The sequence below is a fragment of the Nocardia sp. NPDC060255 genome (assembly GCF_042727395.1).
Lineage (GTDB): Bacteria > Actinomycetota > Actinomycetes > Mycobacteriales > Mycobacteriaceae > Nocardia.
Map to the genome: position 1 here is coordinate 92,627 of NZ_JBHXAU010000004.1, position 11,634 is coordinate 104,260.

The 11,634-nt window shown below is 64.7% G+C and carries 10 protein-coding genes and 1 pseudogene; 9 read left to right on the top strand and 2 right to left on the bottom strand.

Annotated elements, in window-relative coordinates:
- Position 1 precedes the first annotated feature (1 nt).
- Together ACFWF1_RS10710 and panC are read right to left on the bottom strand one after the other, a co-directional pair.
- Positions 2 to 985, bottom strand: coding sequence for a hypothetical protein (locus ACFWF1_RS10710; RefSeq protein WP_379281553.1), 984 nt, complete (start codon positions 983 to 985; stop codon positions 2 to 4).
- Positions 982 to 1,847, bottom strand: a pseudogene (gene panC / locus ACFWF1_RS10715) (pantoate--beta-alanine ligase). The gene ACFWF1_RS10710 and the pseudogene panC overlap by 4 nt, the downstream one beginning before the upstream one ends.
- A gap of 284 nt (positions 1,848 to 2,131) precedes the next feature.
- Between panC and ACFWF1_RS10720 the strand changes: the two are divergent.
- The 9 genes from ACFWF1_RS10720 (at position 2,132) to ACFWF1_RS10760 (ending at position 11,569) form a co-directional block, all read left to right on the top strand.
- On the top strand, positions 2,132 to 2,563 hold the full coding sequence (locus ACFWF1_RS10720) for a DUF4440 domain-containing protein (RefSeq protein ID WP_379281554.1): 432 nt from the start codon (positions 2,132 to 2,134) through the stop codon (positions 2,561 to 2,563).
- A complete protein-coding gene (locus ACFWF1_RS10725) occupies positions 2,563 to 4,158 on the top strand; it encodes an NAD(P)/FAD-dependent oxidoreductase (protein ID WP_379281555.1) in 1,596 nt (531 codons plus the stop codon). The genes ACFWF1_RS10720 and ACFWF1_RS10725 overlap by 1 nt, the downstream gene beginning before the upstream one ends.
- A 6-nt stretch (positions 4,159 to 4,164) precedes the next feature.
- Entirely contained in the window at positions 4,165 to 5,436 is a 1,272-nt protein-coding gene (locus ACFWF1_RS10730; protein WP_379281556.1) for a hypothetical protein, read from the top strand.
- Positions 5,437 to 5,454: 18 nt separating this feature from the next.
- Positions 5,455 to 6,471: a TauD/TfdA family dioxygenase gene (locus ACFWF1_RS10735; protein WP_379281557.1), complete on the top strand. Its 1,017-nt coding sequence runs from the start codon at positions 5,455 to 5,457 to the stop codon at positions 6,469 to 6,471.
- A gap of 132 nt (positions 6,472 to 6,603) precedes the next feature.
- Complete coding sequence (locus ACFWF1_RS10740; RefSeq protein WP_379281558.1) at positions 6,604 to 8,130, top strand: ABC transporter substrate-binding protein; 1,527 nt, start codon at positions 6,604 to 6,606, stop codon at positions 8,128 to 8,130.
- Positions 8,131 to 8,140: 10 nt separating this feature from the next.
- Positions 8,141 to 9,091: an ABC transporter permease gene (locus tag ACFWF1_RS10745; RefSeq protein WP_379281559.1), complete on the top strand. Its 951-nt coding sequence runs from the start codon at positions 8,141 to 8,143 to the stop codon at positions 9,089 to 9,091.
- On the top strand, positions 9,088 to 9,984 hold the full coding sequence (locus ACFWF1_RS10750) for an ABC transporter permease (protein WP_379281560.1): 897 nt from the start codon (positions 9,088 to 9,090) through the stop codon (positions 9,982 to 9,984). Before ACFWF1_RS10745 ends, ACFWF1_RS10750 begins: the two co-directional genes overlap by 4 nt.
- A complete protein-coding gene (locus ACFWF1_RS10755) occupies positions 9,981 to 10,799 on the top strand; it encodes an ABC transporter ATP-binding protein (RefSeq protein ID WP_379281561.1) in 819 nt (272 codons plus the stop codon). Before ACFWF1_RS10750 ends, ACFWF1_RS10755 begins: the two co-directional genes overlap by 4 nt.
- Positions 10,796 to 11,569, top strand: a complete 774-nt coding sequence (locus ACFWF1_RS10760; protein ID WP_379281562.1) for an ATP-binding cassette domain-containing protein — start codon at positions 10,796 to 10,798, stop codon at positions 11,567 to 11,569. Before ACFWF1_RS10755 ends, ACFWF1_RS10760 begins: the two co-directional genes overlap by 4 nt.
- Positions 11,570 to 11,634: the final 65 nt, after the last annotated feature.

Here is an 11,634-nt window from a genome sequence, read left to right on the forward strand (position 1 = left end):
TTCAGGAATTCTCGGTCGCGATCACGACGAAGAAATCGTCCGGCGTCGTCGGGAAGCCCATGTGCCGCACCTCGGTCGGCAGTGGTTGATAATCGAACAATTGCCGCTCGTTGTATGCGAACAACTCCGCCCCCGTCGTTCCGGCAGCGTATATCGAGACGCTCTTCGTCCAGGCCGCCTGGCTCGGGTCGGTCACTGGAAAGAGTGCGACATTCTTGTACCGGTCGGCGTCGGGGGTATCGCGGTAAGGCGGCCGGATCGCCGAATAGGTGTCGGCGAGCCAGCTTTCGTCCGAGTAATCGGGGGCGTCGGGGTCGGCGCTGGTGTACGCCGTCAGCCACGGAGCCCACGACGTCAATTTCTCGGTGGGTGCCTGGGCCTGCTCTGCCTGATCTTGGATGCGCTTGCCGAATTGATCATCGGCCGTCGGACCGGCGGCGGTCAGCACGTGCGGGCGGCCGTCCGCCAGGGCGGTGGTGGTCAAGGAATCGCGGCCGTCGAACGCGACCACGAACGCGTCGTGCGGATCGGCGATCAGCAGGTGAAATGCGGGCAGCTCGGCGGAATCGCCGAGCGCGGGCAGCAGGCGGGTCTCGAGCAGTTCGACGGCGTCGCGCGCCGATTCGGCGGTGGCACAATCTATCGGCAGTCCGCTGGGCGCGGTGAATTCGGCCGCAGTGGGTTCCTCGGTGAAAATGCGGCTGTAAACGCCGGTGCCGCGATGGAATGCGAGCCAGGTGCCGCCATCGATATCGAGTCCGCTGACCACCTCGGCCAGGGCGGGGTTGGTCGTGGCCTGGATCGTCCACACCCGGTCGCGGAGTTCCGGATTGTCGAGCCACTGGGTGCCGTAGGAATAGCGGTGCGCCAGCCCGAGTTTCCGGGCGGCATCGTAACCGTGCGGCCGATAGATCGAGTGGTCTCTGGACTCGATGACGACGAATCGTTCGTGCTGTCTGTCGAGGAGAAACATACAGGTGCTCATGGTGTTTCCGTTTCGCGTCTGATGAACGTCAGTTCAGGGTCAACGATATGTTGTCGATCAGCCGGGTACGGCCGATATGCGCCGCGACCAAGAGCCGGGCGGGGCCCGATGCGGGCGCGGGTCCGAGACCGGGGTCCCGCAATTCGAGATACTCGATCCGAATATCGTCGTGCGCATCGAGAACCTCGCGCGCGGAACCGAGTACCGCCTCGGCGCCTGCCTTGCCGGACCGGGCGCCTGCCTGCAATGCGGTCGGTAGCGCGACGGCCGATATCCGCTCGGCCGGTGCCAGGAATCGGTTGCGCGAGGACAGCGCCAGCCCGTCCGGTTCGCGAACGGTCGGGACGCCGACGATCCGGATGTCGAAGTTCAGGTCCCGGACCATCTCCTCGATCAAAACCAGCTGCTGGTAGTCCTTTTCGCCGAAGAACGCGACGGTCGGCTTGGTGATCTGGAAGAGCTTCGCCACCACGGTGAGCATCCCGCCGAAGAGCACCGGGCGTGTCGCGCCGCAGAGTTCGAAGCCGAGTGGGCCCGGGTGCACGGTGGTTCGCGGGCCGGCCGGATACATGCCGGCGGGCGAGGGCGCGAACACCGAATCGACGCCGACGCCGCGGAGCATTTCGAGATCGGCGTCGAGGGTTCGCGGATAGCGATCCAGATCCTCACCCGCCCCGAATTGTAATGGGTTGACAAAAATTGAAACAATGACTTCGGATTCGGTTTCCTTGGCCTGCTCCACCAAAGCCAGATGGCCGTCGTGTAAGGCCCCCATTGTTGGCACGAGGGCCACCTCTCGGCCACTCATACGCAACTTCTGCGATACGCTGGACATGACTTCCGGATCGTGCTGAACAGGCATTTCCCGATTCTCCCTCCTTAATTTTTCGAACGCGCTTCGACGACTGCGACGGGGGTGTGCGTGAACCACTTCGACCGTACCCGAACGCCGCCGTCAACGCAGCTGTTGAGCGAATCCTGATTAGTTTGTTGATGAATCATCATTTGGCCTGTTATACAAACTCCGAACTGTTGCGAGCGGCGCGCAAATCGTGCTACCGTTCTGAACGGAACATAAACTTTCGGCGGCCCAGAGGAGGGTCCTGGCGGCCCGGCAGTCTCCTCGTGGGAATTGGACGGGTACTCATGGTCACACAAGCGGAAACAAACGCCACAAACACGGTTGACGGGATTCCGGCAGATCCGAGTCCGGCCGAAATCGAATTCCAGCAATGGCGAGCGCTGAGTGCCGGTTCCGGCGCGAAATTCTACGATGACGTGCTCGCCGACGACGCGGTGCTGGCGGTGCCGTCCCCGCATGCCTCGCTGTCCAAGCAGATCGCGCTGAACGCGGTCGCCGGCGCGCCGCCGATCGAGACATATCAGATACTCGAATTCCACGAGCGCGCATTGGGGCCCGACGCGCATATCGTATTTTACGAGATGTATCAGAAGCGCGTCGGACTCGACGGAATTTACGCTGCAATTTCGACAGTGTATACCCGACGCGACAATCGATGGCTCATGCAATACCACCAGCAAACTCCGCTGCGTCGGGGCTCGGTCGAGGGGGAGTAGTGGCGGGCGATAAGTTCGATGTACTGATACTGGGCTCCGGACTATCCGGCAGCTCGCTCGCGCTGTGCCTGCAGGCGTCCGGCTTGACAACCTGCATGGTCGATCCGAAAACGCATCCACGATTTGCGATCGGTGAATCCACCATTCCGAACACCTCGAAGCTCTACAAACTGATGAGCATCAAATACGGTGCGCCGGAATTGGCCGTGCTCTCGTCGTTCGACAATCTCATCGGTTCGGTCGGCACCTGCGGAATGAAAGACAACTTCGGTTTCATCTACCACGAGCCGGGCGGCATCGCCGATCGCGCGCACCAGTTTCCACTGTCCGACATCGTGGAAACCGAATCGCACCTGTTCCGGGCCGATGTCGATCAGTGGCTCGCGCTGCGCGCCCGCGACAACGGCTCGGTCCTGCTGGAGGGCGTCGGCACCCGCCGCCTCGACATCACCGAGCAGGGCGTGTTCTTCGAAGGCGATGAGGGAACACAGATTACGGCCGAATACGTCGTCGACGCGGGCGGTCGCGGTTCACCCGTGGCGGCGACGCTGGGTCTGCGGACCACCGACGGCCTGCAAACCATGTCGAAGTCCATCTTCACCCACATGACCGGTGTCACCCCGTTCGACGACATCACCGCCATCAAGGCGCCACGGCAATGGCACACCGGAACGTTGCATCACGTCTTCGACGGCGGCTGGATGTGGGTCATTCCCTTCGACAACAACAAGAAGTCGTCGAATCCGCTGTGCAGTGTTGGCATTACGTGGCGGATCGATGACGGCGACGAGAAGCCGAAGCCGAATCCGGAACAGGCCTTCGCCGACTTCCTCGCGACCTATCCGGAAATCGGCAAGCAGTTCGAGCACGCCGAGAACACTCGCGAATGGGTGAGCGCGGGCCGGCTGCAATACACCGCCACCCAGACGGTGGGCGATCGCTGGTGCCTGACCTCGAATGCCGCCGGATTCATCGATCCGCTGTTCTCGCGCGGCATGCAGAACACCGCGGCCGTGGTGGATCGCCTGGCCGAGCGGCTGATCGATCAGTTCCGCGGCGGCTTCACGCCCAAGACCTTCGACGACATCGAGCAGATGCAGTCCAGCCTGATCAAGGAGAACGATTTCATCGTCGGCAATGCCTTCCGCTCGTTCGCCGACTACCGGCTCTGGAACGCGTGGTTCCGGGTGTGGCAGGTCAATCAGGTGACCGGCACCATGCGCACCGAGAGCAGGCTGCGCCAGATGACCGAACTCGCTGCGGCTCAGGGCAATACGAGCGCGCCGCTGCCACGGATCGATGTGGCGCCCGGCGCCGGGCTGGACGGATTCATCGATGCGTTCTACCAGAAGTCCGATCAGATCATGGACTCCTACTGGCGCAAGAAGATCAGCCTGGAATCCGCGGTCTCGGAATTCGACACACTGTTCGCCCACGTCGACTTCGTGCCGCCGTCGTTCGGACTGACGGATATGTCGCAGCCCTACTTCGACATCGATATGGACAAGGTGGCGAGCGCGGTAACGTGGGCGCGCACCGCGCGGCCCGGTATCCGCGAGCTGTATCTCGGTGGGCTTCCCGCCTCGGAAGGTTAGGTGTAGATGAATGCAATAGCCGTGTCATCGTACAGCGACCGAGTGGCCGCGGCCGTGTCCGGATCCCTCAGCGGACTACTCAGATTCGACCGCTCCATGGTGACTTCGCTGGATGGGCTGGAACGTGCCGAGTCCGATCAACCCATCATCGTCATCCTCCGTGCCTATCTGTATCTGCTGGGCGGCGTCAAGCCGCCCGCGGAGGTCGTCGACGCACTGCGGCATATCGATCCCGCCACGGTATCGGTGCTGGAATCCGCGCACCTCGACGCGATCCGGCAGCTGCTGCACGGCGCCTACGGTGCCGCAGGCGACACCCTGCTGGAAATCTCCAAACAGTTCCCGGCGGACGAATTGGCGTTGGCCGCAGGGCATCAGGTCGATTTCCTGACCGGCGCCACGGAAACCCTGCTGTCGCGCCTGTCCACCAGCCCGCTGCTGACCGAGGGCGCCACCGAGACCTACCCATACCTGTTGGCGATGCTGGCTTTCGCGTACGGCGAGAACAACGAATTCGCCAAGGCCTACACCGCGGGCAGCCGTGCCCTGGCCCTGGCCCCGGACGACAACCCGTGGGCCGTCCATGCCTGCGCGCACGCACTGTTCGAAACCCGGGACAACGCCGCCGTCGCCGAGCTGCTGTCGTCGACGCGCGCCCGGTGGAACTCCGAAAGCTGCCTGCTGCGTACCCATTTGAGCTGGCACCACGCCCTGAACTCGATGGCCACAGCCGACGACGACGCGCTGGCCGGATTCACCGACGAGGTCACCCGGGTGCTGGAAACCGAGTGCTCGGCAATGCAATTCAGCGACGCGGTCTCGCTGCTGTGGCGACTGCGGCTGGCAGGCATCGCGGGCCCGGACGACTTCACCGCCGTCGCCGACAAGGCGCTGGAGATCCGCGACGCCTCGAACTCGGCCTTCATCGATCTACACGTCCTGCTGGCCATCATCGGTGCCGATCGACACACCCTCGCCAAGCAGGTCGCGGCCGAAATAGGCGCGGACGCAACCGATCTGGCGGAGCACCTGACCGGCACCCGGCGCACCGCCGTCGGCGTCGCCGAAAGCTTCCTGTACTACTGCCAATCGAACCCGGAACAAGCAGTGCGGCAACTGATTTCCGTGCTGCCCGCAGTGGTCGGCATGGGCGGCAGCATGGTCCAACGCGATCTCGCGCTGGAACTGCTGGTCACCTGTGCGCACGGCCGAGCGGCGGACATGACGATTCCGGCCGGTATCGATAGGCGTCCCTTGGTAACGTACCTACGCTCGTGATAGGACTGATCGAACGACATGGTTAACGTCTCGTCTCCCGTCTGCACCGAAACGATCACCGGCCCGGCCGCATGGCGCAGCAGCGACTTCACCGACCCGGCCCAGTGGACGACGCCACTGACTCCGGACGATATCGGCGAGTTGTTCGCGGCATTGCAGCACAGCAGGCAGACGGGCAAGGAACTCGGCGACATCACCCGCGAGGACTTCCCACTCGATAACCTCGCCGAGAAACTCGAATCCGTATCCCATGCCCTCGTCGACGGGCGCGGTTTCGCCGTACTCAGCGGCTTCCCCATCTCGGCCGATATTTCCCGCTCCGACATCGAACTCATGTACTGGGGCCTGTGCGCCCACCTCGGTCCCGCGGTGACGCAGAACGGTCGCGGCGAGATCATGGTTCCGGTCAAGAATTACGGCAACGGCGGGCTGCTGAACGCGGCCACCCGCGGTTACCAGACCAACGAGGCGCTCCCTTTTCATACCGACAGTTCGGATATCGTCGGCCTGCTCTGCCTGCGTTCGGCGGGCGAGGGCGGCTACAGCAGCCTCGCCAGTTCGGTGACCATCCACAACGAACTGCTCCGCAATCACCGGGAACTGCTCGGCCTGTACTACGCCGGTTTCTACTACGACCGACGCGACGAACAACTCGATGGTGAGCGGCCGTACTATCGCAATTCCGTCTACGCCTGGCACGAAGGCAGGCTCACCTGCCGCTATTACGTCCGGCACTTCATCGAGTCGGCGACCGAACGATTCGACCTCGACCTGTCCGCGGTGGAACGGCTCGCGCTGCAGACCTTCGAGGCGATCGCCGCCCGGCCCGAACACAAGGTCACCATGCGGATCAATCCCGGTGACATCCAATTCCTCAACAACAACGTCATCGTGCACGCGCGGACTGCGTTCGTCGATGCCGATCAGGTCGCCCGCGAGCTGCTGCGTGTCTGGCTGAACCCGTTCGGTGCGCCGGCCCTGCCGCCCGGACACGCGGCGTTCCGTGAGGGTATGCCGCAGAAGCAGATTCGCTGAACAGCGGCATCGTAGGATGTACGTCTCGCTCGTTCAGCCTCTCACCGAGGTCAGGAGAACTAAATTGCAGGCTCGTAATATCGTTCGCACCGTGGGGAGCTCGATGTGAGGCGCGGTCGTCCGATTGCTGTTATGGCGCTGACCCTCGCGGTGTGCCTGTGGAGTGCGGCGTGCGGGACCGGCGGTGAGGTGGGATCGGACGCGAGCAAGGCGACCCAGTCCGCGACGCCGCCGGACGATCAGCTGAACCTGAACGCCACCGCGAACGTCCGGTTCGCGCTGGAACCGGTCAGCCTGAACACCTTCACCACGGCGGGCGTCGCGCTCGACCAGGCGCTGCTCGACAACGTCTACCAGGGCCTGGTCACCGTCGACGGCAACGCCAAGGACAAGGTGGTGCCCGCGCTGGCGACGTCGTGGGACCAGACGCCCGACGGCCTGACCTACACCTTCCACCTGGTGTCGAACGCGAAGTTCCATGACGGTGCACCCCTGACGTCTGCCGACGTCGTGTGGTCGCTGCAGCAGGTGATCGCGCCCGGCTCGAAGTCGTTGCGCGCCCAGGACTTCACCTCGGTGGCCGACGTCTCGGCGTCGGATCCGGCCACCGTGACGATCAAGCTGAAGCAGCGCGACACCACCCTGCTGTGGAACCTGACCCAGCGCGGCGGCATCGTCTACAAGACCGGCACCGACTTCGCCGCCCTGGACGGCGCGGACAACGGATCGGGCCCGTTCAAGGTGACGCAGTGGAACCGCGGCTCCACCCTCACGCTGTCCCGGGTGGACGGCTACTGGGGCCCCGCGCCCAAGGTGGCAAAGGTGGTGTTCCACTACATCGTTGAGCCGAACACCGCGAACAACGCCGAATTAACCGGGCAGACCGACATCCAGACGGCGACCGATCCCACACTGCTGCAAGCGTTCACCGGCAACGACAAGTTCGACATCCTGCGCGGCAACAGCACCGACGAATACACTCTCGCGTTCAACGAGGCCAACCCCATGTTCGCGAATCCGGATGTGCGCCATGCCATTCGGCAGGCGTTGGACAAGAAGGCCATCATCAAGGCGATCGGCGCAGGCATCCAGATCGGTGGGCCGGTCCCGCCGCAGGACCCCTGGTACGAGGACCTGACCTCGATCGACCAGTACAACCCGGAGAACGCGAAGAAACTGCTCGCCGCCGCGGGCTACGGCAACGGCCTGCAGCTGACGCTGGAGTTCCCGAACCACTACGTCACCGCGCTCAGCGACATCCTCGTCTCCAACCTCAAGGACGTCGGCATCACGCTCACCGTGCACTCGGTGGAATTCCAGACCTGGCTGTCGAAGGTGTACAAGAACCACGATTACGAGCTCAGCGTAGTCAATCACGCCGAAGCGCACGACGTGAACATCTACGCCCGCGCCGACTACTACTTCGGCTACGACAACAAGCAGGTGCAGCAGTGGTATCGGGACGCGCTCACCGCGGACACCGAGCAGGCCCGCAACGACCTGCTCAAGAAGATGACCAGGCAGATCTCCGAGGACGCACCCTGCGACTGGTTGTTCCTCGTCGAACTGAATACGGTGGTCCGCAAGGGTATGTACGGGGTACCGCAGCACGAGACCAACAACCGGTTCCCGGCGACCAAGCTCGCGGTCGCGAAGTGACGGAGGTGTTTTGCTCTGGTATCTGATCCGGCGCGCCGGGCTGCTGCTGGTGTCGCTCGCGGTGGCGAGCGTGCTCATCTTCGGGATGCTGCGGTTGCTGCCCGGCGATGTCGCGGCCACCGTCGCCGGGCTGCAGGCGACACCGGCGCAGCTCGCCGCGATCCGCGCCGACCTCGGCCTGGACCGGTCGCTGCCCGCGCAGTACCTGTCCTGGATCGGCGGTGTCTTCAACGGTGATTTCGGCCATTCCCAGCTGAACGGCACGTCCGTGGGCGCCGAACTGGGGCAGAAGCTGGCGGTGACCGGGCCGCTGGTCCTCGGATCATTGCTGATCGCCTTGGGGCTCGCGATACCGCTGGGCACCTGGGCCGCCGTGCGGCATCGCAGCCGGACCGGGGAGGCTGCCAACGCGGTGTCCCAGCTCGGGATCGCCATTCCGGGCCTGTGGCTGGCCATGCTGCTCATCCTCGTATTCGCAGTGGAACTGAAAGTGCTACCGGCACAGGGTTTTCCGGCCGACCGCTGGGCGGACCCCGGTGCCGCGATACGCAGTCTGATCCTGCCCTGCGTGACCCTGGGCATCTCCGAGGGCGCGGTGCTGTTCCGCTTCGTGCGCTCGGCCATCCTCGGCGTGCTGTATTCGGAATACTTGCGCACCGCACGAGCCAAGGGTTTGACTCGTACACAAGCGTTGGTGCGGCACGGTTTTCGTAATGCCGCGCCCTCGGTGGTCTCGATCCTCGGACTGCAGTTCGCGGTGCTGATCGTCGGGGCGGTGGTGATCGAGCGGGTGTTCACGCTGCCCGGCGTCGGCAGCATGCTGCTGTCCGATGTGGCGAACCGGGATCTGGTGAAGGTCCAGGGCGAGGTGTTGTTGATCGTCAGCGCGGTGCTGGCGATCGGCTTCGCCGTCGACATCGTGCACCGGCTCATCGATCCGCGGCTGGAGGCCACGCTGTGATTCATGCCGTCAACCGGCCCAAATGGCTGCGCAGGCGCCGCGCGGTGCAGGTCGCGCTCGCCGCGCTGATCCGGCGGCCGAGTGGGGTTTTCGGGCTGGCCGTGGTCGGCACCCTGGTGCTGGCCAGCCTGGTGTCGCTCTGGTGGACGCCCTACGATCCGCAGGCCACCAACCCCAGCAAGGCGTGGTTGCTGCCGTTCGACGCAGGCCATCTGCTCGGGACCGACCGGGTCGGGCACGACGTCTTCAGCCAATTGCTGGCGGGCGCGTGGCAGACCCTGGCCGTGGCGCTGGTGGTCGCGGCGATCGCAGGCACACTCGGCCTGATCCTGGCCTTGGCCGCGCAGCTGACACCGCACGCAGTCGGCTCGGTGGTGGTGCAACTGATCGACATCATGATCGCGTTCCCCGCACTGCTACTGGCGATGGTGCTCGCCGCGGTCTACGGCGGATCGATGCTGACGGTGGCGGTCGCGATCGGCATCAGCTCGGGTGTCGCGGTGGCACGGGTTGCGCGCGGCGAGGTCGCACGAGTGCTGACCAGCGATTTCGTCCTCGCGGCGCGGGCGGCCGGTGCGTCCACCGCACGGATCGTGCGCAAACACCTGCTGCCCGCCATCGCGCCGACGCTGATCGTGCAGTTGTCCTGGGTGATGGCCCTGGCCGTGCTCGCCGAGGCCGCGCTGACCTACCTCGGCTACGGCAGTTCGCCGTCCGCGCCGTCCTGGGGCGGCATCCTGCGCGCGCAACAGGATTACATCAAGGTGCGGCCGCTGCTGGTGGTGTGGCCGGGATTGGCGGTGGCCCTCACCGTGCTCGGCTTCAATCTGCTCGGCGACGCCCTGCGCAGCGTCACCGATCCGCGCCTGCGCAAAGGGGTGCCGACGCAATGACACTGCTGCAGGTGACCGACCTGACGGTCGAGATCGGCGACCGGGTCCTGCTGGACAAGGTCGACTTCAGCATCGATGCCGGTGCCCGACTCGGCCTGATCGGCGTCTCCGGATCCGGCAAATCCCTACTCGCACTGGCGATTATGGGCCTGCTGCCCGAGGAGGCACAGGTGCGCGGCAGCATCAAGCTGGACGGCGTCGAGCTGATCGGCCGCAGCGACCGTGCGCTGTCGAAGATCCGCGGCAGCCGAATGGCCATGGTGTTCCAGGAACCACTCTCGGCCTTGAATCCGCTGATGCGCGTTGGCAAGCAGATCGCGGAGCCGTTGCGGTTGCACCAGGGGATGGGCAGGCGGCAGGCACATGCCGCGGCGACCGAACTGGCGGCGCGGGTCGGGCTGCCGGATCCGGCGAATACCGTGCGCGCCTTTCCACATCAGCTCTCCGGTGGGCAGCGGCAGCGGGTCGGCATCGCGATGGCCCTTGCCGCGCGGCCCGCACTGTTGATCGCCGACGAACCGACGACAGCCCTAGACGTCACGGTGCAAGCCGAAATCCTCGCGCTGCTCAAGGATTTGGTGGACGAGGAGGGTTCGGCTCTGCTGTTCGTGACGCATGATCTCGCCGTGCTCGCCCAGGTGACGCAACGCGTCCTGGTGCTGGGGAAGGGCCGCGTGCTGGAGGACGGCCAGCTGGCCGAGATCCTGCACGGGTCGAAAGATCCGTACCTGCAAACCTTGTTGGAGCTGGCGCGGGCCACATCGTTCCGGCGGGCGTCCCAGGTCGACAGCGGTTCGCCGGAGGTGGTGTCGTGATCCTGCTCGAGGCAACGGGTTTGAGCCGATCGTTCCGGCTGCCGCGCACCAGCCTGCTGCATCGCCCGCCGCAGCGGCATGCGGTGCGCGAGGTCAGTCTGTCACTCAGTGAGGGCAGCCATCTCGGCATCGTCGGCGAATCCGGTTCCGGCAAGTCGACTTTGCTGCGGTTGCTGCTCGCCCTCGACCGACCGGATCAGGGCGAGGTCCACTATCAGGGCAAACCCGTGATAGGTCGCGATCTCGCCTGGTTCCGCAGGGAAGTCCAAGTGGTGCTGCAGGATCCGCTGAGTTCGCTGGATCCACGGATGATCGTCGGCGATTCGATCGCCGAACCCCTGGAGTGCCTGAAAATTCCGGGCAATCACGACTACCGGGTGGCCGAGCTGTTGGTCGCGGTCGGCCTGGAACCCGATGCGGCAGTGCGATATCCACACGAATTCTCCGGCGGACAGCGCCAGCGCATCGCGATCGCCCGCGCGCTGGCACCGAACCCAAAAGTGCTCGTCGGCGACGAACCGTTCTCCGCCTTGGACGCGTCGACCAGGGCCCAGATCATCGAGCTGCTACGCGACCTGGTGCAACGATTCGGGCTGTCGCTGATCCTGGTCTCGCATGACGTCGGCGTGGTCCAGCAACTGTGTGATCAACTGCTGGTGATGAAGGACGGGGCAATCGTCGAGCACGGCCCCACCGAGCGAGTGCTCGAGCACCCCGAACACCCATACACACAGGCCCTCCTGGACGCAGTCCCCGTATTGCCGTTCTAACCGCACCCACGTGCCCCGCCCCGCTCGAGCGTACGAGTTCGCCCGCCGCGCATGAATTAGCCCGC

Excerpts from the sequence above, each read along its gene's own strand:
- ACFWF1_RS10730 (WP_379281556.1), top strand. The coding sequence starts at position 4,165 with ATGAATGCAATAGCCGTGTCATCGTACAGCGACCGAGTGGCCGCGGCC.
- ACFWF1_RS10710 (WP_379281553.1), bottom strand. The coding sequence starts at position 985 with ATGAGCACCTGTATGTTTCTCCTCGACAGACAGCACGAACGATTCGTC.
- ACFWF1_RS10735 (WP_379281557.1), top strand. The coding sequence starts at position 5,455 with ATGGTTAACGTCTCGTCTCCCGTCTGCACCGAAACGATCACCGGCCCG.
- ACFWF1_RS10755 (WP_379281561.1), top strand. The coding sequence starts at position 9,981 with ATGACACTGCTGCAGGTGACCGACCTGACGGTCGAGATCGGCGACCGG.
- ACFWF1_RS10720 (WP_379281554.1), top strand. The coding sequence starts at position 2,132 with ATGGTCACACAAGCGGAAACAAACGCCACAAACACGGTTGACGGGATT.
- ACFWF1_RS10740 (WP_379281558.1), top strand. The coding sequence starts at position 6,604 with ATGGCGCTGACCCTCGCGGTGTGCCTGTGGAGTGCGGCGTGCGGGACC.